The organism is Rubellimicrobium mesophilum DSM 19309, assembly GCF_000600335.2.
Classification (GTDB): domain Bacteria; phylum Pseudomonadota; class Alphaproteobacteria; order Rhodobacterales; family Rhodobacteraceae; genus Rubellimicrobium; species Rubellimicrobium mesophilum.
Genome location: NZ_KK088594.1, coordinates 1 through 22,264 on the forward strand (window position 1 = coordinate 1; position 22,264 = coordinate 22,264).

Consider the following 22,264-nt stretch of genomic DNA (forward strand, 5'->3'; position numbering starts at 1 on the left):
AGCTCATGGTCGCGGTCGATCATCGCTTTGCGCTCGGCAACAGACCCGCTTTGCCGAGCGCGCCGGCCAAAAAATCGTTCTCGAGCGTCAGCTCCCCGATCTTGGCATGCAGCGTCTTCACATCCACAGCCGGAGCCGGCTCGGCCTTCGCGTCAGCGCCAAACACGCCAGACGCCCCCTCAAGGAGCTGAAAGCGCCACTGCGTGATCTGGTTGGGGTGAACATCGAACTGCTGGGCCAACTCGGCCAGCGTCCTCTCGCCCTTGATGGCCGCCAGGGCCACCTTGGCCTTGAAGGCCGGGCTGTGGTTGCGGCGCGGTCGTCTGGTCATCGTGATCTCCTCGCTCCTCGGCATCATGCCGATATCGCGCGGATGATCCACTCAACGCCCGTGTTCAGATTTCCCGAGCCAGCTCACCTTCATGTGGACCATGTCGGCTGGAACACCATGCTCGAGAACGGCCGCTGGGTGCCGACCTTCCCAAAAGCCCGCTACCTCATCGGCCGGAGCGAGTACGAGTTCATGACCGCCCTAGACGACGCCGAGCAGCAGACGATGCTCGGCGACAGCATCCGACCGATCGTTGAGGCGGGTCTCGTCGAGCTGGTGGAGATGAATCACGTGCTCTCGCCGGAGATCGGCCTTGTGCCGTCCGTCGGTCACACCCCGGGCCACGTCAGCGTCATGATCGAGTCAGAGGGCCAGCGGGCGGTGATCACCGGCAATATCGCCCACCACCCCTGCCAGATCGCACTTTCAGACTTGGTGCTCGGCGACCACGACCCCGAGGCTGCCCAGCTCACCCGCTCGCGCCTCTTCGCCGAATGGGCGGATCAGCCGATCCTCGTCATCGGCACCCGCTTTGCCGCCCCCACGGCCGGCGACGTCGTCCGCGACAGCGCGACGCTCCGGTTCGAGGTAAGAGCCCCCAGCTGGCGTAGGGGCGAATAGTAGGGCGGCTCCTGAGCCGCGACGTCACGAGTGCGAGGAAGCGGAGAGGGCTCAGCGTCCCCCGTCAAAGGCCGGCACAACGTTAGTTGGTCGAAGCACGCTCCAGGCCATCCAGCCGCCTCCCAAGACCGCGAGGAGAGCCCCGACCGGCACGGTGGGCGGAGTACTCTGGACGCCAGTCGCGACTGCGTAGGCTAGGCCCAAGACATACATGCAGACCTGGGCCGCCACCCAGAGCCCGCCGCTCCATCTTGGCAGCACCCCCGAACGCCAGACCGCGACACCCAGGAGCACATGCCCGAGGAACGGGAGCCCGATGCCCGCCAGGAACAGGGCACCAAAGAGCCGGTCGGCGAAGCTCGATGGCAGGTCTGAGAGTCCCTTGACGCCAGCGAGATAAGCCCGTCCCTCCCATGGCGCTGTGAAAGCGGAGACCCCCGTCAGCAGCAGGAAGATGCCCGTGCCGAAGACCGTAAGAGCCATGGCCACGAGGCCCAGCCGCCCCGAGCGGCTGGTGCTGAGCCAGACGCCTAAGGCAAAGACTCCGAAGATCGCCAGGAGGAGCCCCAGGCCGGTGCCGAACACATGGCCTAGGACATACTGGTCCGTGGTCACGAAGCGCGCCCACTCCTCGTAGTGCGTGTCCGGGTCGGGCTGGGGGTCCAGGCTCGACCACAAGGTCAGAGCCCCGTAGAGCGGCAGCCCAAGGAGGCCGGTGCCGATCCAGCGCGTGGTGTTCGGAGCTGGCATCTAGTGTCCCCCGTGATGGGCATGTACGAGGGCGTGCCCGCGCCCGCGCAAAATGAGCCAGCGGTTCAGCGGGAAGGTGGCCGCGCCTGCGATCAGGAGGCTCGCCAGAAGGCTGCCCCAGAACAGGGCGGTGCCCAGGCCCGCGTGCATGGCGCCGGGGATCAGGAGCATAATGGCGTTGTCCACCACCTCCATGAGCGCGATGGAGGCGGTGTCGGACACGAGCGCTAGGCTCACGGCCGTCCCAAAGGCCAGCCCGGACCGTAGGAGCGGCAGCATCGTGAGGCCATAGCCGAACAGGAAGGCGAGGATGACCGAGAGCACGATGGTCGCGCCGTTGCTCCAGCCTAGCGCCGTGCCGAGCACCATGCCCAGCACCTCGCCGATGGCGCAGCCCGTAAGGCAGTGGACGGTGGCACTGAAGGCCACGCGGCTGAGAGACGGAGAGACCTCGGACGCTGCCGCAAGGTGAGGGTGAGCCGAATGATCGGCATGGTGGTCGAGGTGGCTCATGGGATCCTCCCAAGTTCAACGACTCGGAGGCTGGACCTTCCCATGATGGGAGGGTCAAGAGGTTTCCCACGCCGTCATTCGACGCTACGCGAAGTGAGGACCTCTATGCCCCACGATCATGCATATCACGACCGCGCTTGTGCTCCGGCAGCCCTCTCCCATGAGTACGTTATCCTGGGCCACGACCACAACGCGAACGCCCGCCGAACGCTCGCCGTCTTCGGGCTACCCTCGCTCCTGATGGTGGGCAAGATCGTCGCAGGTTACCGGACCGGCTCGATGGCGCTCTTGGCCGACGGCTTCCAAATGGCCTCGCATGCAGGTGCCCTGGGCTTGGTGGTGGCCTATGCCTTCGCCAAGCGCCACACCCGCAACCCTCGCTTCATCTTTGGCATCGAATCAGCCCGCCGCCTGCGACGCTCTCGGCCGGTGTCGTCGGCTGGCAGCTTCGTTTGGCCGATGGCGTTCACCAGGCGCTCTACGTCCTGTTGCTGACGGTCCCGCACCAGCTGCCGTACGCGGGTGAGCACGGCCGCGTCATCCGACACCTTTGTCGCATGACCCGCGTCGATGACGTCGCCGAGGAAGGCGATGGGCGCCTCACCTCCTAGTGCGGCCAGAGTCGCCTCGGGGCGTTGGATATCGACTTGGATGTCCGGCAGGCGGCGTCGGCTCGAGGATGGTCTGGACAGCGGGGAGCCCTGTTGCCAGATCTGGTCACCAGCTCGGGTACCGGTCCTTGAGGGCGCCGGGCGCCTTGCCGTCGCAAGCGTCAGGATGGCGGAGGCAGGCGTCCATGTCACGGGCCAGGCGGTCGATCACGTCGGCGCACTCGATCTCGCGCCGCCACGGGTGCGCCATGACCTCCTGGGCGTAGATGAGGCCCAGAAGGTTCCCTGCAATCGCACCGGTGCTGTCGCTGTCACCCCCGTGCGTGACGGCGATCCGAAAACCCTCCTCGAAGGAGGTGCTCGCCAGCACAGCATAAAGAGCAATGGCCAGCGCCTCCTCCGCAGTCCAGCCGCCACCCAGGCTCTCGACCGTCTCTGGTCGACCGTCGCGGGGGGCGGTGAGCGCGGACCGGATTGCCTCCCTCGTCTCAGAGCCGAAGCGCCCCGCGACGTTGTGTGCAGTCGCCTCGACCGGGGTGCCACGCAGGACCTCCGCCAGGATGATGGCCCAAGCCGCCGCGGCCTCCTGACCGGTTCGGTGCCCGTGCGTGAGCGCCGAGGTCTCCATCCCAAGCACCTCAATCTGGAGTGGTTCCGCGCCCATGAAGGCCACAGGGGCCACCCGCATGATCGTGCCGCAGCCCTTGGAGCCGTTGTGAGCGACGTCACCGAACTTCTCGGCCGCGCCCAGCGCGGACATGCAGGTCATGCCCGGCGCGCGGCGCTGGTGCAGGCGGGGGTCTGCGACGAGCCCGGCATCATCCACTTCCTGCGCGGGGCGACCACCTTGTGTGACGTACCAGCGCAGCAGCGCGTGGTGAACGACCGAGACCGCGGGACCAATGCCCTTGCCCTTGCCCTTGCATGGCGTCACGGCTCCACCGGCCTGGGCTTTGGCGAGACCATCGAGCGGCAGGAGACTGGGCCCCGCCTGGTCGCGGCCGACCTCTGGGCCCCGGACCTCGAGGGGAAGCTCGCGGCCATCCGCGACGGCTGGATGCCCCGCCGCCTGGCCGTCCTGGGCCTCGACCCCGAGGCCTCGCCGCTCCGGGACGTGCTCACCGGGCGCCTGGACCTCCTCGAGCGCTTCCGGCTGGATTGTCTCCGCTTCACGACGGCCGTGGCGCTGCGGGAGGACGCCGACCTCGGGACGGCTGGCGCGGTCCTCTTCGAAGGCGCCCAGGGCCTGCAGCTCGACATGGACTACGGGGTGATGCCCCACTGCACGCGTTCCAACACGGGCCTCAAGAACATGCTCGCCATCGCCGCCGAGGCCGGGTTCACGGTGATCGACGCCCTCTACGTGACCCGCGCCTACGCCACGCGCCACGGCGCGGGCCCCCTGCCCCACGAGACGCCCGATGCGACGGGCGCAGGCCGGATCGGCTGGGCGGAGATCGTCGACCTCACCAACGCCGCCAACCCCTGGCAGGGGGTGATCCGGCAGGCGCCGCTCGATCTGGATCTCCTCCACGCCACGATCGCGCGCGACCTGGCGCTTGCCGAAGCCACGGGCGTCCGCGTCAGCCCGGGGCTGGGCGTCACCTGCCTTGACCAGATCCGCAGCCACGCTGAAGTCGTGCAAGGGGGCGCAGTAGAGCACTTGGCGCCCGAGGTGCTGCCCCTGCGGCTCTCGGCGGCCACAGGCCTGCCCCTGGGTCTTCTCTCCTACGGGCCCACACGAGTCACGATCGAGGTTCCAGCCCGGCGGGCTACGACCATCTGCATCGACAAAGCGCTCCCGCTGCCAGTTGGCGGCCGTCGCTCTGCCCCAGCGGATCCGTGTCGGCACCGGCAAGATATGGTACACTGTTGGCCTGAGCCTGGCGTCCCCGCCTGAGTTTCGGCGTGAGGACGCCAGAAGCACGGGAGGACATCATGAGGACACGAACGCGCATCGGCCTCATCGCTCTGGCCGTTTCGACAGCTTCGCTGCTCGGCGGCGGCATGGCCATGGCTCATGACGAGGACCTTCAGGCCCATGTAGACGACTTCGAACAGCGCTTTGAGGCGGCCGTCGCCGCTGGGGACTGGGCCACGCTCGGCTCCATGTTCGCCGAGGACGCGACCTACCTGCCCGAGACCGGTGGCGTGGTGGAGGGCCGGGAGGCGATCCAGGCTGCCTACGGGGAGAGCGGGGCCACGGGGCTCGACATCCGCTCCTCCCAGACGAAGATGATCGGGGAGGGCCTGGGCCTCGACCTCGGCACCTACACGGTGACCGTCGCGGGCGAGGCCGGCGACATGGACCTGGAGGGCGAATACGTCGTGGTGTTCCGCGAAAGCGAGGCCGGGCTCGAGATCGTCAGCCTCACCACCTTCCCGGTGCGCCAAGCGCCCGACGTTCCGGCGTAAGGGCAGGTGCGCCGAGTTCCGATCTGAGCCGACCGCTCCAACGACCTCAGCGGTCAAACTGCACGCGTTGAGGTCTAGGGCGACAGGTGTCCTTCCATTCCTCCGTATTGCCTAATCTTCGCTGAAGAGCTCCTGACTCGGCCGCTGAATCGCTTTTAGACTCCGGCGCAGAATTTCGCTCACGGTCGAATCGAAATTGACCAGAGCCCTTAAGTGCGGTTGAAAATGCTCTGCCCAAAGCTACCCATGGCTGAGAGCTCGGAGTGGCTGACGCGCAATTCCCACGCCTACGCCTCACTGGGGACGACAGGAGGACGAAGATGGATCTCGAGTCTATGTCGCGCGACGAGCTCATGAAGCTGCGCGCCAGCCTCGACAAGGCGATCTCCACGGCGGGCGAGCGCGACCGGCGCAATGCCCTCAAGGCGGCTGAGGACGCCGTTCGCCAGCACGGCTTCACCTTGGCCGAGATTGCCGACATGGCCCCCAAGGGTGGACGCGGCATGCGGCACGCCAAGAGCAGTGGGGCGGCACAATACCGCAACCCCGACAATCTCGAGCAGACCTGGTCGGGCCGGGGCCGTCGTCCGCGCTGGATCCACGAGGCCGAGGCGGCGGGACGCTCGTTGGAGGAGTTGCGGGTGGGCTGACGCCACAGCGCAAGCTCCTTATCAACGGGGCTGAACCAGTGGGCTCCGATACTCCGCTTGTGCCTCAAGTGCAGGCCGCTCTCCTCGCTCACTGTGCTGAAAAGCGAGAAGAGCTTCTGAGCCTAACAGGCCTCACGTATTGAGGCTGTCCTTGAGCGCCTTGGCGACGGTGATCTTGACCACCTTGTCGGCGGGCTTCTGGATCGGCTCGCCCGTGGCGGGGTTGCGGGCCACCCGGGCGGGGCGCTCGCGGCAGAAGAACTTGCCGATGCCCGGCAGGGTTACAGCGCCGCCCTGCGACACCGTCTCGGTGATAATGCCGGTGAGCGCCTCGAGCGCGGCCCCGGCCTGCTTCTTGTCCCCGCCGGTGCGCTCGGCAAGCGCCGCCACGAGCTGCGCTTTGGTCATCGGGTTGGCCATAGGTGTCTCCTGGTTCGTACGGCCCTTGGGCCGTGGGAGCCCCAAGCTGCATCGCAGATGGTCGTGATTGTCCAGAAGAACCTTTGTTTTTCCGGGGTTGCGATCAGGCGCTGCGTTTCTCGGCGCCAAGATCACTGGCCGCTCCTGGGCGCACCCACCCCAGAGTTCCGACCCTTGGAGGCAGCAGTGTGCGTTTCCGCCATCTACCGCCAGCGCTTCGAGGCATGCCGCGCATTGTTATACGCCCCCAAGGTCCGCCTATTACAGTCAGGGCGAGCAGTACTTCAGCACCAGATCCCCTGTTGGACTGTCCAGGTCATAGGCGGCTCCGGGGTTCTCGAGGACCTCTTCGATCCGCGCCTGGATCTCGCCGAGAGCTTCGGGCGGGGCGCTCTCGCCCAGGTCGAGCTGGGCCGCGACTTCACTCACCATCTCCTGAACCGCTGTCGCGCGATCCGCAGGAGCCAGTCGGCACCTTCGGCCGGTGAGGTGCAGCGCCACCACGGCCCGATAGCCGGGCATCCCAAAAGCCTCGACCCGAGCCATTGAGCCCCCAGTGGTTGGCGCGCAATCCCGATGGACCACGTCGGAGCCCTCCGGAACGAGCCGCCCGCGGGATGCCAGGTCGAGGAGCGCCGCATCAAAGCGGTCCGCGGAGATCCCCTGAGCCTCGGCGTTGCGGGCCAACTCGGCCAGAGAGAGACGGCAGCCCTCGGCTCGGCCCAGCTCGAACTCGATCCAGGCGGGAACATCCGGCTCGATCTGTCCATCGGCTGATGTCGCAGCGCAGAAGGCGGGCGAGAGTGTCAGCACCCCATCTTCAGTCAGAACCGCCTCCCCGGCGTCGACCATGGCCTGAGCGATGGGCGCGACCTGATCCGTCCCAAGGCCGAGCGCCGGGAAGATCGCCTCCGCCTGGCTCACCGTCAGAGCGCAGTCGTGACGGCGCAGCGCGTCGAGGACCACGGCCCGGACATCCTGAGCGGCGGCCCCCGAAGCGAGGCCCGTCAGACCGAGGATCGTAGCGATACACCGTTTAAGCATTTCTACACTCCATCGGGCTCCCGGTGTCACTCCCGCGAGGCTAGCACGACTCGGTGCTCCGGGCGCTCCAGATGACGCTCGACCGAGATGAACCGCACGCAGCACGACAGGACAAGCAGGCGCTGATCGAGACCTTCCGCTATGCTTGGAGGAGCGATGCTGATCTCAGACTGGCAGGAGCCGGGAGCATCGTCGGGCTAATATCAACGGTGAACGCGCAGAGGAGGGATAAAGTCCATGGCGGGCGGGAGAGGGACGTCGAACGCAGCAGATAACGAGGTGCGCGCCCAAGCGCTGGAGGAGGCTGCAGAGGAAGCGCGGCGCCTAGCCAAGGCTTGGCGAGACGAGGCGGATGGCAACCACTCCAGCCACCACAGCGAGTTGCGGCGCACCTGGGCGGACGCGGCGGAGAAGGTCGCGGACGCCATCGCGGCCCTTGGGCAGCGGCGCGGTTCCAGCTGACCTCCTGCAAGCCGTGCCTTCATGCCCACCTACACTTACCTCATCCGTGCTCATGCGGATCGGCTCAACACTCTGCTTTGGGCGGTCCACCACACGTATGGGCAGCGCAACCAGTCCGCCGAGGCGCGGCAGGAAAGGGAGCAGGCCTACCAAGTCTTCCGGTCTTACCAGTCGACAGCCTCCGACCTGCTCGAGCGCGCCGAGCGAGGGATGCCTGCGGTCCACCGCCTCGAAGCCACCCGGAACCTTGCATGAGCACGCAAGCCCCCAGACCAAGAGGACAGGCAAGAGACACCACTCGCGGATGGGTCCCTTGGGAGTCGTCCCTGATAGGGCCGGCGCTCGCAGGGGCCGGTGATCGCGGCGGCGTCCTGCAACTGGGGGAAAGCCTGGACCATGTAGAAGCGGGACCAGTCGTCCGCGAGCAGGATGAACCAGACCCCCTCGTCCATCTCGACCTGGTAGACGTTCGTCTCGGTCGCGCCCAGGGCTAGGGGCTGATCGCCCAGGCCCACGACCACGACGCGCTGGCCGCCGTCGTAGATGGTGAAAAAGAGGGCGCCGGCCCGATCACGATGGCAGCCGTCCGAGGTGTAGCAGGCCACCTCCTCGGGGCAGCTCAGATAGGCGTCCTCCTGGGCTGCGGCGAGGGACGGCCCGAGGCCGAGGAGCACTGTCAGGAGAAGGTTGCGGGCGCGGAGCCTGCGCCCCGCGCCCTCAAGAGCGATGAATGTCGCCGTGGTCATCTGAAATGATCGTCGTCCAAAAAGGTCTTTGAATGGTCGCATGATGCGGGATGCGGCCCCCTGCTCTCAAGGAAGGTATTCCTGACTGCGCCACCTTGCGGCAGGTCGAAGGGTCAGGTCTCGGCGCTCCCGTTCATATCGAAGAGCGAGCGGTATTGCCGCGGCTGCGAGCGCAGGTACTGGTTGGGCGCCTGCACTCGACCGCCCAAATGCGCCGCCGCATGCCAGGGCCAGCGGGGATCATAGAGGATCGTGCGGGCCAGGGCGACGAAATCGGCGTCTTCGGTGCCGATGATGGCTTCTGCCTGCTCAAAGTCGGTGATCATCCCGACCGCGATCACGGGCAGGCCCGTCACCTGCTTCACCGCGCGGGCGAGCGGCACCTGGTAGCTCGGCCCGACGGGGATCTGCTGGCGCGGGTCGAGCCCGCCGCTGGAGACATGGATCGCATCGCATCCTCGGGCCTCTAGAGCTCTGGCGAGCGCGATGGTCTGCTCGATGTCCCAGCCACCCTCGACCCAGTCCGTCCCTGACACCCGCACCGTCACGGGCCGGTCGGCCGGGAAGGCGTCCCGCACGGCGTCGAACACCTCCAGCGTCAGCCGCATCCGGTTCTCGAGGCTGCCGCCATACTCGTCCTCGCGCCGGTTGGAGAGCGGTGACCGGAACTGGTGAAGCAGGTAGCCATGCGCCGCGTGGACCTGCACCGCGTCAAGGCCCAGGCGCGCCGCTCGCCGGGCGGCCTCGGCAAAGCCTGACCGGACCCGCTCGATCCCTTCTCTGTCGAGCGCAACCGGCGCGTTCTCGCCGGCCTCGAAGGCCACCGCGCTGGGTGCCACGGTCTGCCAGCCATGCTCATGCTCGGGCGCGATCTGCCGTCCGCCCTTCCACGGCAGGTCAGTGGACGCCTTGCGGCCCGCATGGGCCAGCTGGATGGCGATGGGCATGTCGGACCAGCGGCGCACGGCCTCCAGCGTGCGTGCCATCGCGGCCTCGGTCTCATCGGACCAAAGGCCGACATCGCCATAGGTGATCCGCCCCTCCGGCACCACGGCGGTCGCCTCGATCGTCAGGAGGGCGGCGCCGGACAGGGCGAGATGGCCGAGATGGATGACGTGCCAGTCGCTCATGCAGCCATCGACGGCCGAATACTGGCACATCGGCGCAATGACGATGCGATTGGCGAGCCTGAGGCGGCCTGCGTCGAAGGGGGTGAACAGGCGGGGTGTCATGGGGGCTCTCCTACGTCCGGGACGCAACGGCGGATGCCCGCGATCGTTCCCGAGGTGACGCCCTGAAGCGGCAACGGCCGCCCCAAAGGGCGCTTGCTGCCGGGTCGCGGGAGAGGCATCTCACATAGCGTCGGGCAGGTCCTCTGCAGCCTCCTCGTCGGAGCTGTAGATGGAGTCTGACGAGTAGCGGGAGCGGGCACGGTCAGGCTTCAATGCAGGCGAGATGGCTAGGCAGGCCGTCTTTCACCGGCATGTCCATCTGGTCCCCCGGTAGGAAGGTGACATCGAGAAGCCGAGGGGTGGGGTTCGGGGTGTGATCCTGGCGAAGCAGGTTTATAATTGAGAGCCATGACCATTCTCCGCCTCAAGGTCGTTCTGGAGGAGGTCCGGCCTCGGGTCTCCCGGACGCTAGAGGTGCCCTCGGATCTTCGCCTGGACCGGTTGCATCTCATCCTTCAGGCCGCAATGGGCTGGGAGAACGCACACCTCTACAGCTTCTCAGCAGGCCGCCATCGGTGGAGCCTGCCCGACCCGGACCTCGGGCTCGATGCTCTTTCGGCCAGCAAGGCCAACCTGCAGGAGGCCCTTGCGGCGGCGGGAGCCGCCCCGCTTGTCTACACCTATGACTTTGGCGACAACTGGCGACATGCGCTTACGGCCACACAAGTGGGCGGACCTGCTCCGGGCCAGCTCACCCCGGTGCTCGTCGAGGCCAAGGGCCGGTGCCCGCCCGAGGATGTGGGAGGACCATCAGGTTATCAGCGCTTCGTTAAGGCCCTCTCGGACCCCAGGCACCGCGACCACAAGGAGATGGTCGAGTGGTATGGCGGGCCATACGATCCCTCAGTACCGGACACCGCCACCCATCAGCACGAAGTCTCCAAGCTTGCCAAGCGGTGGCAACCCCGCACGCCTCGCTAGGCGCACCCACGCGCGCGGGCACGAGGTCTGCCCGCGGTGCTTCCCCGGGGCCCGTTAAGGCTTCCGGAGCAGGATCCACTCGGTGCCCGGTGTCTGCCAGCCGTCCTTGACCATGGGCCGGCGGGCCGCCTCGGCAAAGCCGTGCCGCTCAAAGAAGCGCCGTGAGGCCTCGTCATGGTTGCCCACGATCGTGCTCATGCCCTCCGGCCCGCGGAAGCGCTCGGCAAAGCGGAGGAGCTGGGTGCCCAGGCCCCGGCCCCGCAAGGGCTCGATCACCGTCAGCGTCTTGATGTAGCCCGAGTCCGAGGCCAGGAGCTCGAGCTCCACGAAGGGCACCCAGAGGGGCGACATGATCGTGGCCTCAAGCTGCTCCGGGGTCTCGGCCAGCTGGTGGACGATGAGGGCGCCCACCGGCCGGCCGGCGTCCTCCGCGATCCACGCCATGCGCCAGGAGACGGGCGTGTCATCGCTCTTCACGCGCCGGAGCCCCACGTCCCAGGGGTTCTCGCCGGGGCGGGCCAGCGAAGTCCAGATCGCGAGAGGCATGCCGCCGTCGGCCTCGTTGACGAGCGGCACCAGGAAGGGCGCGTCGTCGAGCTCGGCGGGCCGGATCCTCAGATCCATGATGATCTCCAGGAGGCGAGCGGGTCGGGAGGCATGCTACCAGAGTTCGGCCGTCGGCCTAGCCGGGTTTGGGGCTCCCGCGAGCCTCCCGGTGGACGAGTGGGGCCGGCGGCAGAAGTGCCCTGCACTCGCTGCAAGGCTAAAACAAGCTTGGACCCATGCGGCTTGCCTGGCGTTCAGGCTGCAGCGCACGCCAGACTGGAGATCCGCGATGCCTACGCCGAAGGTACTCGTCGTTGCCAGCTCGCATGACCGGATGGGCTCCACCGACCATCGCACCGGCGTCTGGCTTGAGGAGCTCGCCACGCCCTACTACGCGCTGCTCGACGGCGGCGCCGACGTGACGCTCGCCTCCATCAAGGGCGGACCGATCCCCTGGGACCCGCGCAGCCTCCCGGCTGAGGCCGGCGTAGGACCGGGCGAGGAGCCCGAAGAGCAGCAGGACGACGTGCCCGCGTCGGTGCAGCGCTTCCTGGCGGACGAGCGGGCCACCAGCCTGGCCCAGGACACCCCGGCCCTCGCCCGGGTCGATGCCGATGCCTTCGACGCAATCTTCCTGCCGGGCGGTCACGGGGTGATGTGGGACGCGGCCGACGACGAGGCCCTGGCCCGCATCGTTGGCTCCCTGTTCGACTGGGGCAAGGTCGTGGCCGCCGTCTGCCATGGCCCGGCCGGGCTCGTCCGAGCCACGCGGCAGGACGGGCGCCCCATCGTCGAGGGCCTGCGGGTGAGCGGCTTCACCAACACCGAGGAGGAAGCTGCGGGCTTGACCGCCGTCGTGCCCTTCCTGCTTGAGGACCGGCTCCGAGAGCTCGGCGGCCGCTTCGAGCGTGGGCCCGACTTCCAGCCCTTCGCGGTCCGCGACGGCACCCTGATCACGGGCCAGAACCCGCAGTCGTCGGACCTGGTCGCGAGCCAGCTGCTGGAGGCGGTCAGGGGCGCATCCTAGGCCAAGGGCCCGCGCCGGAGTGCGAACCGCGCCTTCTACCCTGCCCTGCGCGCCTCGCCCGCCACGGATGTGAGCGCCTGGAGCAGGGTCTCAGGCTTCTGAGCGCCGGACAGCCCGTACTTGCCGTCCAACACAAAGAACGGCACGCCACGGATGCCGTACTGCGCAGCTTGCGCCAGGTCGGCCCGCACCGCCCCGCGATACGCCCCCGTCTCCAGCGCCTCCCGCGCGGCTGGCCCGTCGAGCCCGACCTCGGCCGCAAGGTCCACGAGCTCGTCGGTGCAGCCGAGGCGCCTCCCTTCGCTCCAGTAGGCCCGCAGCAGCCGCTCCTTCATCTCCGCCTGCTGGCCTTGCGCTTTGGCTACGTGCAGCAGCTCGTGCGCTTTGAGCGTGTTGGAGATGACCACCCGGTCCATGCGGTAATCGGCGCCTACGTCAGCACCCATCTCAGACAAGCGCTGGTTCGAGGCTTGGATCTGCTCCGGAGACATACCGAGACGGCTGGCCAGGTACTCCGAGTGGCCGCCCTCATAGTCGGCCGGCAGGTCGGGGTTGAGCTGGTAGCTGTGGTACGCCACCTCGACCGGCCAGGCCTCGGGCGTGCGAGCATAGGCGTCCAGCGCGACATCCAGCCGCTTCTTGCCCAGGTAGCACCAGGGGCAGGCCACGTCGGACCAGACGTCGATCTTGATGGAAGGCGTGCGAGGGCTCACCAGCTCGTCCTTTCTGCTGCTGGCCGGTCATGTAGACGGTCGGTGACGTTGGCAAGCGTGCAACGCCAGGAGAGCAGTCTAGCGGACAAACAGATGGGCCTGCTCCGGGATGAACGTCAGCGTGACGTCCTGGCCGGGCAGGAACACGGCATCCCGTGAAAGCGTCGCCACGATGCGGCTGCGGTCCGGCAACACGACATCCACGACGGTCTCGGATCCTAGCCTCTCGGAGAGTTCAACCGTGCCGCGCAGAAGCCCAGCCCCGGGCGGCAAGGTTACGTCTTCGAGGACCGTCAGGTTCTGAGGTCGCACTCCAAGTCGGGCTCGCGACCCGGGAGTTGGCTGCGCCCCACGCGTCCGCACTTCGACCGGCGCCAGCCCGGCATTCGCCACGGTGGCCCGCCCGTCCCGCACGTCGCGAACCTCGACGTCGAGGAAGTTCATAGATGGGCTGCCCAGGAACCCTGCGACGAACTCGTTGGCGGGCTCGAGGTAGAGCTCCATCGGAGCGCCCGCCTGCATGACCCGGCCATCCTTCAGCACCACGATCTTGTCGGCCAAGGTCATAGCCTCAACCTGGTCGTGCGTGACATAGATGGTCGTCGCCCCGAGCTGCTGATGCAATCGTGCGATCTCCTGCCGTGTCTCGATGCGCAGAGCAGCATCGAGGTTCGACAGCGGCTCGTCGAAGAGGAAGGCCACCGGCTCGCGCACGATGGCCCGCCCGATGGCGACACGCTGCCGCTGCCCCCCGGAGAGCTGCGCAGGGCGGCGGTCGAGCAGGCCCTCGAGCTTCAGGACACGCGCCGCCTCGCGCACGCGGCGGTCGATCTCGGCCCGGGGCGACCCTGCCGTCTCGAGCGCGAAGGCCATGTTCCCCCGCACCGTCATGTGCGGGTAGAGCGCGTAGCTCTGGAACACCATGGCGAGACGGCGATCCACCGGCTCGAACCGTGTCACATCGCGCCCGTCGATCTCGATGCGCCCCGCGGTTGCGGTCTCGAGCCCGGCGATGAGGCGCAGCAAGGTGGACTTCCCGGAGCCCGAGGGCCCGACAAAGACGCAGAACTCTCCTTCACGACGCGAGCGAGACGTCGCGGATCACATCGGTCGCGCCAAAGCTCTTGCTGAGGTGGTGGAGCGATATGCGTCCCATTTCCTATCCCTTGACCGCGCCCGCCAGCATCGCCCGGGCGATCTGACGGTACATGAGGAGGCCCAGCACCACTGGTGGCAGGCCCGCGACCACGATCACCGCCGCCGCCACACCCCACTGCACCCCCGCGCCTCCCGAGGCAAAGAAGAACGAGGCGCCGACAGTCATCGGCACGGCCTTCGTTGTGGTCAGCATCAGGCCGAACAGGAACTCGTTCCAGGCGGTGATGAAGCCGAAGATGAAGGCCGTGACCAGCGCCGGGCGGCAGAGCGGCAGGATGATGCGCCAGAGCACTCGCCCGGCTCGTGCCCCATCCATGGCGGCGGCTTCGTCGATCTCGAGGGGAATCTCGGCTACGGCGTTGACTAGGATGGCCATGGTCAGCGGCAGGTTCACGACCGCGAGGATGAGCCCGAGCCCGAGCCTGGTGTCGAGCAGCCCGACGCCCTGGTACATCAGGTAGAGCGGCAGCGCGAAGATGATCAGCGGGATCGCCCGCAGGTTCACGACCAGGGGGAAGAAGAACCGCCGGCCCCAGCCGCGTCGCACGACGACATAGGCGGCGGGCAGGCAGAGCAGGAGCGGCAGCACCGCCCCGAGGCTTGCGGCCGCGAGGCTGTTCCAGAGGTGGCGATAGACGTTGAGCCGCTCGCTCACCGTCAGCACCTCGGCATAGTTGGCGATTGTCGGGGAGTTCACCCAGAGCCCGGATTCCCCATGATCTCGCCCGGCGGCTTGAGGGAGGTCGCGAGGGTCGCGATCACCGGCGCATTCACCAGGAAGGCGAAGAGGATCAGGACCGCCCAGCGCAGCGCCGTCATGCCGGCCTCCTCTGAGCAAACCGCCAGGCGAGCGCCAGGATGAGGAACGACGCCAACGCAAACAGCACCGAGGCGGCCAGCGCCGCGCCGATGTTCCCGCCTCGGAAGAACGAGGTGTAGATGTAGATGGGCAGCGACATGGTCGAGCCGCCCGCCCCTGCCCCCGTCAGCACGTAGATGTTGTCGAAGACCCGCACCCCATCAATGAAGCGGATGGCGAGCGCCACGCCAAAGGTCGGCAGCATCATTGGGAACTCAACCCGGCGGAACATCCACCAGCCCTTCGCACCATCCATGCGCGCGGCCTCACGGATCTCGCCGGAGATGGACCCATAAGCGAGGTGGAAGAGGAGAAGCGTAAAGGGCGTCCATTGCAGGACCTCGATCACGACCACCGTCCAGAAGACGTTGCCCGGCGCCAAGAAGGCCGGACTCGTCCCGAACCAGGCGAGCAGGTAGTGCGGCACGGGTCCGACGAACTCGTGCAGCACGAGCCGGTACATGAGTCCCATCATGGCCGGCGCCACCATCATGGGCAGTGTTAGGATGGCGAGCAGCCAGGCATGCCGCTGCAGGATCGGGGCCAGGAACACGGCCAGGAACAGGCCCAGGGCCACCTCGAGCACGGCCGTCAAGGTTCCGAAACGGAGCGAGAAGCCGAGGGAGTCCCAGAAGGCCTCGTCCCTCAGGACGTCTGCGAAGTTGCCGAAGCCCTCGAGCTGCGGCGCCCGCAGGGTCTCGAAGCCCACCTCCGACACAGAGTAGATGAGGTTCAGGACCGTCGGGAAACCCCAGAAGCAGCAGAAGAAACAACACCAGCGGTGCCGCCAGGATGCGGGTCTCTTGCAGTCTGGTCACCACGAGCCTCATGAGTGAGGACGGGCGGCGGGTGGCCGCCCGTCCACAGGGTTCACTGTTGCGGCTTCAGGAGGTCGGTCATGCCGGTGGTCGTGTTGGCAAGCGCCTCGTCCAGCGTTTCGGACCCGGCCCAGTAGCCGGTGAACTCCTTGGCTTGGAGCTCGTACACCGAGAGCGCATTGGCACTCGTCGCGCCGCGCATGACGTAGCCGTAGTTGGCTGCGTAGTCGCCGAGCTGCGCGAGGTCGGGTCGGTCGCCCTTGACCGCGTCTAGTGCCGCGCCCGTCAGGCCCGGCGCGCCGCCCGCCTTGGCGTAGATCTCCATGGCGGCCGGCGTGGCGAGCCACTGGAGGAACTGCTGCGCCCCTTCCGGGTTCTCGGCGTTCTTGTTGACGCCCAGGCCCAGGCCGTGAACGTGGGTAAACCGCCCCTCAGGTCCGGCGGGCGGCGCCACCGTAGCGGTGGCCGCGGCCGTCGCCGGCGAGGTCTCGGCATTCAGTAAGTCGGTGGCCGCCGCATTCCATTGGAGCATGGTCGCGACCTGGCCCGACTGGAAAGCCGCGTTGGCCTCCGGGTACTCGTAGGACAAGGAGTCGGCCGGGGTCGCCCCTGCGTCCAGCAGCATCTTGTACATCTCGAGGCCGGTCCGGTAGGCCTCGGAGTCCACGGTGACGTTGCCCTGCTCGTCCGTCCAGTCCGCGCCGTAGGACCGGGGCAGCGACTGGAACACCATCATATTGAACAGCAGGTTCTTCATCTGCAGCACGCTGCCGTAGCGCGTCGGGCTGTCCGGGTTCACGGCCTGTGTGAAGTAGAGCGCCGTGGCAGCCCAGTCGCGCCAGGTCCATTCGTCCGGCGCCTTGGGCGTCAGCGCCTCGCCGAGGTACTGCTGCGCGATCTCGCTGTACTTCTGCTGCGCGGCGGTGTCGGCCAGAAGCTGGTCGATGAGGTCCTTGCGGTAGTACATGAAGTGCAGCGAGAGGTCGGTGGGCACGCCATACTGCTGCCCCTCGTACTGCATCGTGGACAGCACCGACTCTCCGAAGGTCCCGGCCGCATCGGAGCCGAGGTCGACCGGCGTCATGAAGGGGGCGTATCGACCGATCGAGTAAGTGGCGATCAGGTTCACGTCGAAGGCGGTCGTCCCGGCCGCGAGGTCCGCCGCCAGCTTGTCAAAGAAGCCTTCGCGGCTGAAGAAGATCAGCTCGACCTTGTTGTCCTCAGTCGTCTCCGGCCGGGCGTTGTAAGCCTCAGTGGCGGCGCGCAGGGCTGTTTCTTCCGGGCCACCGGGCCAGCCGAGGACAGTCACCTCAGCAAGGGCGGGAGAGGCCAACGCGAGCGCGGTGCCGAGCGCGAAGGCCTTGGTCAGGCGTGTCATGCGATTCTCCTCTGTTGGTTGTCGTTCTTGATTGTGGGTCGTGCGAGGTCGGCGGCTCCGATCACCCCCGCTCGAGCGCCGAGCGCGGCTGGGACAAGGCAGGGGCGCCGCAGCGGGGGAAGCGGGCCAAGGAGTTCGCGGAGGCGTTCGATCTGACCGGGCGCGAGGCCGATGCCCCCGCCCAACACGATCCGGGCAGGCGCCAGCATGAGTTGGATGTTGGCGAGAAGCCGGGCCGCGCGACGCGCCGACTTCATGACGATGGTCTCAGCCCAGCCCTCGCCCGCCTGAGCGGCTGCGAAGACGCCCTCGGCGTCAACAGGATGGCCCACTCGCGCGGCCTCGCCTGCTATCCAGCGCCCAGCGATGCCGTCCTCTATATGGGCCGGATGCTCAGCCAAGACCGGCGCAGTCACCCCGAAATGCCCCGCAAGCGATCCTCGTCCCAGGAGGAGACGCCCACCCAGAACGATCCCCCCGCCGATCCCGGTGGAGAGCGTCAGGAAGACCATGTCCGCGCCCTGCCCTGCGCCGAAGCGGTGCTCGCCCCAGGCGGCAGCCTGTGCATCGTTGAACGCAGCGGCTGGGCCGCCCAGCCGAGCGGACAGCCGCTCCATTAGTGGATAGCCGTCCGGAATAGGCAGAATGCCTGGGTTCAGAGCGGACCAGCGCCCCCCGTCCACCAGCCCGGTGACCGCCGCCCCTGTCCAAGCGTAGCGCCCGGCCCACGGCGCGACTGCTTCCTCGGCCCTGGCGAGCCAGCCTTCGGGCCCGGCGCTGGGATCGGTGGGCACTCGGACCTCGGCCAGGACCTCGGCCCCGCGCACCAGCGCCGCGAGGATCTTGGTGCCCCCAATATCAAGCGCGAGGGCCGCCTCTTCTAGAGTCGCGGCCTCAGCCACGACGCCCCTCCACAGCGTGGGCAAACCAGCCAGTGACGATCTCGGGGCGGGTAATGGCCGTGCCGACCACCACGGCGTCGGCTCCTTGCGTGCGGGCGCGGGCTGCGTCCTCGGGCCGGTTGTACCGCCCTTCAGCGATCACGAAGCCTCCGATCCGCCCGAGAGCCGCCACGAGATTGAGGTCGGGCTCCTCTGGCACCGGCCCGCCGGTGTAGCCCGCCAACGTGCTCCCCAATACATTCGCACCCAGACTGCGCGCCGCCTGCCCTTCGCTCGCTGTTGCGCAGTCAGCCATCGGGATGCGGCCTAGGGTCTGGATACGCGCCACGAGGTCGGCGACCGATACCGGCCTCGGCCGCTCTGTGGCATCGACGGCGATGATGTCAGCCCCGGCGTCGACCAACGCCTCCACATCCTCAAGGAAGGGCGTGATCCTTACCTCCGACTCGTCGAGGTCGCGTTTGATGAGCCCGATCACCGGCGCGTCGGTCACGGCCCGCACAGCCCGGAGGTTTGCCACTCCCTCGATCCGGAGCCCGGCCGCGCCGCCGTCCAGCGCAGCGAGCGCAAAAGAGGCCACGATGTCGGGCCGGTCCATCGGCCCACCGATTACCGGCTGGCACGACACGATGAGCCTCCCCGCAAGCGGTCAAGCATGTTCCCTGCCCCCCTGAGCGCCGACTATGGCAGAGCCAGCGACACCTGCAAACTGGTATTCGACTGGTCTACTCGTTCAGATCCGTAACGAAATCGTAGGCTGTGCCGAGATAGCGCGTCTCGGTGAACTCGATGCAGGTCCCATCAGGGCCGAAGCAGCGCCGCTCCACACAGAAGAGTGGTGTTCCGGGCTCGCAGCGGAGGATCTTCGCATCAGCCGCCGGGGCGGCCACGGCGCGCATCCTTTGGGTGCCACGAACTGGCCGCGCGCCCAGCCGGTCCAGCGTCGAATACAAGGAGTCCCCCACCATCGCCGGATCCGACAGGACCGACTGCGGAAGCGTGGCGCGCTCGATGGCAACCGGCTCGCCGTCGGCAGTCCGAACCCGTATCAGCCGCACCACGCGATCCCCACCCGAAAGGTTCAGAGCCAGGGCTTCGGCACGGCTCGGATTTGAGACTCTCCTGTCGATCCAGAGGGCGCCCGGCTCACGTCCCCGCGCTCTCATATCGTCCGAAAAGCCCGTCAGACGGGACACCGCCTTTTCCAGGCGCTGGGCCACGGCGGTCCGGGCCCCCTGCTGCCGCACGAGAAGCCCCTCCTCGCACAAGGCGTCGAGCGCCCGGCGCAAGGTGACGCGCGAAATGTCGAGCGCCGAGGCCAGGGTTCTTTCGCTCGGCAGACGCGCTCCAGGCCGGATCACACGCTCGTCGATGGCCCGGGCGATCTCGTCCCGGAGTCGGACATAGAGAGGTTGGGTATCGTGAACAGCAAGGGACGCCCTGAGGCGCTCCTCAAGTAGGGACGAGGCCTGAGCATCCTCACCAATAATCTGCCCGGCTCCTTGCATGCCGCGTCAACCTTGACTGCCGGTCAGATGTTCGCTGGCTTCGGTGCACAGGGCAAGGCGTCGCACTGAGCGCACCTCGCACCATCATTGCTCCGACTAGACTTTAAACGGCGCTTGATCGAAGCCGCTATTCGATTGCTGGCCGGGTTCGAACTCTGCGACCACGCCAGGCGGTCACTCGCCTCTCTCCCGATCCGGCCACAAGACGTCGCTGCCGCTCCATGACCTCCTGCGTGTCCGCTTTAGATCTGTTGCTGCCGCCCCGCATTATTCCCGGCCAGACCTCCGTCAGACTGAAAGGATGTTCCCCATGCACTCCACTCGGCTCACCTTGCTTCTGGCGCTTGCCCTGCTGCCCTTGCCCCTCGCCGCGCAGGAGGTTCCGCGCATTGCGGTGATCTCCGCCTTTGAGCCGGAGTGGATCGCGCTGCAGGAGAGCCTGGACGGGGCTGAGGAGGAGGTGATCAACGGCAACCGCTTCATCTCCGGCACGCTCGGTGGGCAGGAGGTCGTCCTGTTCCTGTCGGGCATCTCGATGGTCAACGCGGCCATGACCACTCAACTCGCCCTCGACCACTTCGACATCTCGCATATCGTCTTCTCCGGGATTGCCGGCGGGGTCGATCCCAGTCTCAGCATCGGCGACGTGGTGGTGCCCGAGCAGTGGGGGCAGTACCTGGAGGGCGTCTTCGCGCGCGAGACGGCGGCGGGCACCTTCGAGTTGCCCTCCTGGATGAGTTCCGAGTTCCCGAGCTATGGGATGATGTACACCCGTCCGGTGGAGGTTGTGCGCTCCGGGTCCAATGAGCCGGAGGCCCGGTCCTGGTTCCCCGTGGATCCCGGCCTCCTCGAGACCGCCCGGGGGCTCGCGGACACCATCGCTCTTGAGGACTGCAACGCGGAGAACGCCTGCCTCTCGAAGGCACCCCGGATCGTGGTGGGCGGCAACGGTGTCTCGGGCATGACCTTTGTCGACAACGCCGCCTTCCGCGAGTTCGTGTTCGACACCTTCCAGGCCCGGGTGCTCGACATGGAGAGCGCGGCCGTGGCGCACGTGGCCTACGCCAACGGCGTCCCGTTCATTGCGTTCCGGTCGCTGTCCGACCTCGCCGGCGGCGGCGAAGGTGAGAACCAGATGGCCACCTTCATGAGCCTGGCTTCGCGCAACTCGGCCGAGGTCGTAAAGGCGTTCCTGGGCGCGATGCCGGAAGGGTGAGCGGTCTTATCCAGTGACTTGAGGCGGATAATGCCAGGTGGGTTGGCCCTTAGCCGAAGTGTCGTGGGACAGCTTGTCCAGGTTAGCAGTAGGCATCTTGGTCCCTCTCCATTGGTACGTCAGCCTGACGAACGCCGGGGTTGGAATGCTGTTCTGCTCCGGAGCCGCGGCTTTGTAAGCCGGCAGCATTCCCGTGCGTGCTAACGGTGCTGCCGCTCACCAGTCCCTGGAGAGTCATCCGTGGTCCGACTGCAGGCCATAGGAGCGCCTCCTAATGGAGCGTGGCGCCTTGGCGGCCGAGCAAGGCGGTAACGATAAGGTGCGCCTCTTCCTGCCGTTCGGCCTCGCGCTTCGCCTTGACCTTCTTCCGGTCCTCCCGCTGACGCAGCGCGGCCGAGAGCAGAGTGTCGAGAGCAAGAGCCCCGGCGCGCGAGAAGGTCTCGGTAGTGCCGCCCTGAGTGAGCGTCACGCGGTCGGCGCGGCGCCCGACGACTAGGTCGCGCGGGTCGATCACCTTTGGTGGCTTGCCCACCTTGGCAGGCCGGACCACCGAGCGCCCCGGTGGATCGTGTAATCCCGGTGCCGCGTCTCATGGGCCTTGGGGGTGGCTGCGATATAGAGCACGCGCATCAGCTCCCATAGATCCCCGAGGCGGACGGAGAAGGCGGAGCCGGTCGGAAAGGTGATCCTCACCTCCTTCGACATGAGTTTGACGGTCGGTGCGGTGTCGGTGGTCTCGGCCATGTCGCCTCCTTTCTGGCCGTTGTGGGTGTGTCCCGCAGGGTGCTTGCGCAGACGTCCACGTGAGACTGGATCAGAGGCTGGTGTGGAACTGGCGATCCGGAGCGGGCCGCCGGCGCTCGCTGCCTCTTCGCTGAGCGGGACTCGTGAGTCAGCGCCCGGCAAGCTGCCGGGCGCTGTAGAGGTTTGGCCTCAGGCGGCCTGCTGGTCCGACTCGATCTGCCTGGTCTCGGTCGTGGGCAGGGACTGAGGCTGGGCCCGGCCGATCTCGATGCGGCGCGGCTTCATGGCCTCGGGGATCTCGCGCACGAGGTCGATGGTGAGCAGGCCATCGGCCAGATTGGCGCCCGTGACCTTCACGTGGTCGGCGAGCTCGAAGCGACGCCGGAAGTCGCGATGCGCAATGCCGCGGTGGAGATACGGCGCGGTCTCCTCGCCCGCCTTCTGGCCCGACACGACGAGCAGGTTCGGCTCATGGTCGAGGGTCAGCTCCTCGGGCGCAAAGCCCGCCACCGCCAAAGTGACGCGGTAGGTGTCCTCGCCCGCCTTGACGATGTCATAGGGCGGCCAGGCATCGACCGCCTCAAGCCGGTTCGCGTTCTCCAGCGTGTTCAGCAGGCGGTCGAAGCCGACGGTCGACCGGAACAGGGGGGTGAAATCAAACGTGGGTCTCATAGCCACA

29 protein-coding genes and 1 pseudogene are annotated in these 22,264 nt (G+C 67.4%); 9 read left to right on the forward strand and 21 right to left on the reverse strand.

What is annotated here, in order from left to right; all coding sequences use genetic code 11:
* Positions 1–331: pseudogene (locus tag RUMESO_RS17050) on the reverse strand (transposase); the annotation flags it as partial.
* A gap of 42 nt (positions 332–373) precedes the next feature.
* Between RUMESO_RS17050 and RUMESO_RS17055 the strand changes: the two are divergent.
* Positions 374–952 carry an MBL fold metallo-hydrolase gene (locus RUMESO_RS17055; RefSeq protein ID WP_082484177.1) on the forward strand — a complete coding sequence of 193 codons (579 nt, stop codon included), beginning with the start codon at positions 374–376 and terminating at the stop codon, positions 950–952.
* 51 nt (positions 953–1,003) lie between these two features.
* Here the strand turns inward: RUMESO_RS17055 and RUMESO_RS17060 are convergent, their stop codons facing one another.
* Positions 1,004–1,702, reverse strand: coding sequence for a hypothetical protein (locus RUMESO_RS17060; RefSeq protein ID WP_037281807.1), 699 nt, complete (start codon positions 1,700–1,702; stop codon positions 1,004–1,006).
* Complete coding sequence (locus tag RUMESO_RS17065) at positions 1,703–2,215, reverse strand: DUF4396 domain-containing protein (protein WP_082484179.1); 513 nt, start codon at positions 2,213–2,215, stop codon at positions 1,703–1,705.
* A 105-nt stretch (positions 2,216–2,320) separates the two neighbouring features.
* On the opposite strand from RUMESO_RS17065, the gene RUMESO_RS17070 reads away from it, so the two are divergent.
* Entirely contained in the window at positions 2,321–2,710 is a 390-nt protein-coding gene (locus RUMESO_RS17070; protein ID WP_037281808.1) for a cation efflux transmembrane domain-containing protein, read from the forward strand.
* A 222-nt stretch (positions 2,711–2,932) separates the two neighbouring features.
* On the opposite strand, the gene RUMESO_RS25305 is transcribed toward RUMESO_RS17070, so the two are convergent.
* Positions 2,933–3,760, reverse strand: coding sequence for an ADP-ribosylglycohydrolase family protein (locus tag RUMESO_RS25305; protein ID WP_245639314.1), 828 nt, complete (start codon positions 3,758–3,760; stop codon positions 2,933–2,935).
* A gap of 123 nt (positions 3,761–3,883) precedes the next feature.
* Here RUMESO_RS25305 and RUMESO_RS27375 point away from each other — a divergent pair, with 123 nt between their 5' ends.
* The 3 genes from RUMESO_RS27375 to RUMESO_RS17090 all read left to right on the forward strand — a co-directional run bounded on the left by RUMESO_RS27375 (position 3,884) and on the right by RUMESO_RS17090 (position 5,891).
* Positions 3,884–4,726, forward strand: coding sequence for an adenylosuccinate synthetase (locus RUMESO_RS27375; protein ID WP_342670798.1), 843 nt, complete (start codon positions 3,884–3,886; stop codon positions 4,724–4,726).
* A 38-nt stretch (positions 4,727–4,764) separates the two neighbouring features.
* On the forward strand, positions 4,765–5,241 hold the full coding sequence (locus tag RUMESO_RS17085) for a YybH family protein (RefSeq protein WP_037281809.1): 477 nt from the start codon (positions 4,765–4,767) through the stop codon (positions 5,239–5,241).
* Positions 5,242–5,561: 320 nt separating this feature from the next.
* A complete protein-coding gene (locus RUMESO_RS17090) occupies positions 5,562–5,891 on the forward strand; it encodes an H-NS histone family protein (RefSeq protein ID WP_037281810.1) in 330 nt (109 codons plus the stop codon).
* A 132-nt stretch (positions 5,892–6,023) separates the two neighbouring features.
* Here RUMESO_RS17090 and RUMESO_RS17095 read toward each other — a convergent pair whose 3' ends face one another.
* Positions 6,024–6,311: an HU family DNA-binding protein gene (locus RUMESO_RS17095; RefSeq protein WP_037281812.1), complete on the reverse strand. Its 288-nt coding sequence runs from the start codon at positions 6,309–6,311 to the stop codon at positions 6,024–6,026.
* Between the two features lie 267 nt (positions 6,312–6,578).
* On the reverse strand, positions 6,579–7,355 hold the full coding sequence (locus tag RUMESO_RS17100) for a hypothetical protein (protein WP_037281813.1): 777 nt from the start codon (positions 7,353–7,355) through the stop codon (positions 6,579–6,581).
* Between the two features lie 237 nt (positions 7,356–7,592).
* Between RUMESO_RS17100 and RUMESO_RS17105 the strand changes: the two genes are divergently transcribed.
* Positions 7,593–7,817, forward strand: coding sequence for a hypothetical protein (locus tag RUMESO_RS17105; RefSeq protein ID WP_037281814.1), 225 nt, complete (start codon positions 7,593–7,595; stop codon positions 7,815–7,817).
* Between the two features lie 164 nt (positions 7,818–7,981).
* Here the strand turns inward: RUMESO_RS17105 and RUMESO_RS17110 are convergent, their stop codons facing one another.
* Both RUMESO_RS17110 and RUMESO_RS17115 read right to left on the reverse strand, forming a co-directional pair.
* Entirely contained in the window at positions 7,982–8,563 is a 582-nt protein-coding gene (locus RUMESO_RS17110; protein WP_037281816.1) for a hypothetical protein, read from the reverse strand.
* A 113-nt stretch (positions 8,564–8,676) separates the two neighbouring features.
* Positions 8,677–9,795 (reverse strand): NADH:flavin oxidoreductase/NADH oxidase, encoded by a 1,119-nt coding sequence (locus RUMESO_RS17115; protein ID WP_037281817.1) that lies wholly within the window; start codon positions 9,793–9,795, stop codon positions 8,677–8,679.
* A 348-nt stretch (positions 9,796–10,143) separates the two neighbouring features.
* Between RUMESO_RS17115 and RUMESO_RS17120 the strand changes: the two genes are divergently transcribed.
* On the forward strand, positions 10,144–10,716 hold the full coding sequence (locus RUMESO_RS17120) for a plasmid pRiA4b ORF-3 family protein (RefSeq protein WP_037281818.1): 573 nt from the start codon (positions 10,144–10,146) through the stop codon (positions 10,714–10,716).
* A gap of 54 nt (positions 10,717–10,770) precedes the next feature.
* On the opposite strand, the gene RUMESO_RS17125 is transcribed toward RUMESO_RS17120, so the two are convergent.
* On the reverse strand, positions 10,771–11,340 hold the full coding sequence (locus RUMESO_RS17125; protein WP_051521429.1) for a GNAT family N-acetyltransferase: 570 nt from the start codon (positions 11,338–11,340) through the stop codon (positions 10,771–10,773).
* Positions 11,341–11,551: 211 nt separating this feature from the next.
* Between RUMESO_RS17125 and RUMESO_RS17130 the strand changes: the two genes are divergently transcribed.
* Positions 11,552–12,289 (forward strand): type 1 glutamine amidotransferase domain-containing protein, encoded by a 738-nt coding sequence (locus RUMESO_RS17130; protein ID WP_037281820.1) that lies wholly within the window; start codon positions 11,552–11,554, stop codon positions 12,287–12,289.
* A gap of 35 nt (positions 12,290–12,324) precedes the next feature.
* Here RUMESO_RS17130 and RUMESO_RS17135 read toward each other — a convergent pair whose 3' ends face one another.
* From RUMESO_RS17135 to RUMESO_RS17170, 9 genes are all read right to left on the reverse strand, one after another.
* A complete protein-coding gene (locus RUMESO_RS17135; protein WP_211262911.1) occupies positions 12,325–13,002 on the reverse strand; it encodes a DsbA family oxidoreductase in 678 nt (225 codons plus the stop codon).
* Between the two features lie 78 nt (positions 13,003–13,080).
* Complete coding sequence (locus RUMESO_RS27940; RefSeq protein ID WP_342670797.1) at positions 13,081–14,028, reverse strand: ABC transporter ATP-binding protein; 948 nt, start codon at positions 14,026–14,028, stop codon at positions 13,081–13,083.
* 133 nt (positions 14,029–14,161) lie between these two features.
* Complete coding sequence (locus RUMESO_RS17145; protein ID WP_211262912.1) at positions 14,162–14,857, reverse strand: carbohydrate ABC transporter permease; 696 nt, start codon at positions 14,855–14,857, stop codon at positions 14,162–14,164.
* Positions 14,854–14,979: a hypothetical protein gene (locus RUMESO_RS27945; protein ID WP_281177576.1), complete on the reverse strand. Its 126-nt coding sequence runs from the start codon at positions 14,977–14,979 to the stop codon at positions 14,854–14,856. Before RUMESO_RS27945 ends, RUMESO_RS17145 begins: the two co-directional genes overlap by 4 nt.
* The gene (locus RUMESO_RS17150) at positions 14,976–15,728 is read right to left on the reverse strand and encodes a carbohydrate ABC transporter permease (protein WP_211262913.1); all 753 of its coding nucleotides are present in this window, start codon (positions 15,726–15,728) and stop codon (positions 14,976–14,978) included. The genes RUMESO_RS27945 and RUMESO_RS17150 overlap by 4 nt, the downstream gene beginning before the upstream one ends.
* A gap of 161 nt (positions 15,729–15,889) precedes the next feature.
* The gene (locus tag RUMESO_RS17155; RefSeq protein ID WP_037281821.1) at positions 15,890–17,215 is read right to left on the reverse strand and encodes an extracellular solute-binding protein; all 1,326 of its coding nucleotides are present in this window, start codon (positions 17,213–17,215) and stop codon (positions 15,890–15,892) included.
* Complete coding sequence (locus RUMESO_RS26490) at positions 17,212–18,117, reverse strand: ROK family protein (RefSeq protein WP_037281824.1); 906 nt, start codon at positions 18,115–18,117, stop codon at positions 17,212–17,214. Before RUMESO_RS26490 ends, RUMESO_RS17155 begins: the two co-directional genes overlap by 4 nt.
* A complete protein-coding gene (locus RUMESO_RS26495) occupies positions 18,110–18,715 on the reverse strand; it encodes an N-acetylmannosamine-6-phosphate 2-epimerase (RefSeq protein WP_211262914.1) in 606 nt (201 codons plus the stop codon). Before RUMESO_RS26495 ends, RUMESO_RS26490 begins: the two co-directional genes overlap by 8 nt.
* Before the next feature lie 127 nt (positions 18,716–18,842).
* Positions 18,843–19,625 (reverse strand): GntR family transcriptional regulator, encoded by a 783-nt coding sequence (locus tag RUMESO_RS17170; RefSeq protein ID WP_082484183.1) that lies wholly within the window; start codon positions 19,623–19,625, stop codon positions 18,843–18,845.
* Positions 19,626–19,935: 310 nt separating this feature from the next.
* Here RUMESO_RS17170 and RUMESO_RS17175 point away from each other — a divergent pair, with 310 nt between their 5' ends.
* Positions 19,936–20,841 (forward strand): 5'-methylthioadenosine/S-adenosylhomocysteine nucleosidase, encoded by a 906-nt coding sequence (locus RUMESO_RS17175; RefSeq protein ID WP_037281825.1) that lies wholly within the window; start codon positions 19,936–19,938, stop codon positions 20,839–20,841.
* A gap of 271 nt (positions 20,842–21,112) precedes the next feature.
* Here RUMESO_RS17175 and RUMESO_RS17180 read toward each other — a convergent pair whose 3' ends face one another.
* The 3 genes from RUMESO_RS17180 to RUMESO_RS17190 all read right to left on the reverse strand — a co-directional run bounded on the left by RUMESO_RS17180 (position 21,113) and on the right by RUMESO_RS17190 (position 22,257).
* The gene (locus RUMESO_RS17180; RefSeq protein ID WP_169791193.1) at positions 21,113–21,391 is read right to left on the reverse strand and encodes a hypothetical protein; all 279 of its coding nucleotides are present in this window, start codon (positions 21,389–21,391) and stop codon (positions 21,113–21,115) included.
* Positions 21,352–21,585: a hypothetical protein gene (locus RUMESO_RS17185; protein WP_037281828.1), complete on the reverse strand. Its 234-nt coding sequence runs from the start codon at positions 21,583–21,585 to the stop codon at positions 21,352–21,354. The genes RUMESO_RS17180 and RUMESO_RS17185 overlap by 40 nt, the downstream gene beginning before the upstream one ends.
* Positions 21,586–21,774: 189 nt before the next feature.
* On the reverse strand, positions 21,775–22,257 hold the full coding sequence (locus RUMESO_RS17190; protein WP_037281829.1) for an Hsp20 family protein: 483 nt from the start codon (positions 22,255–22,257) through the stop codon (positions 21,775–21,777).
* Between the last annotated feature and the right edge of the window lie 7 nt (positions 22,258–22,264).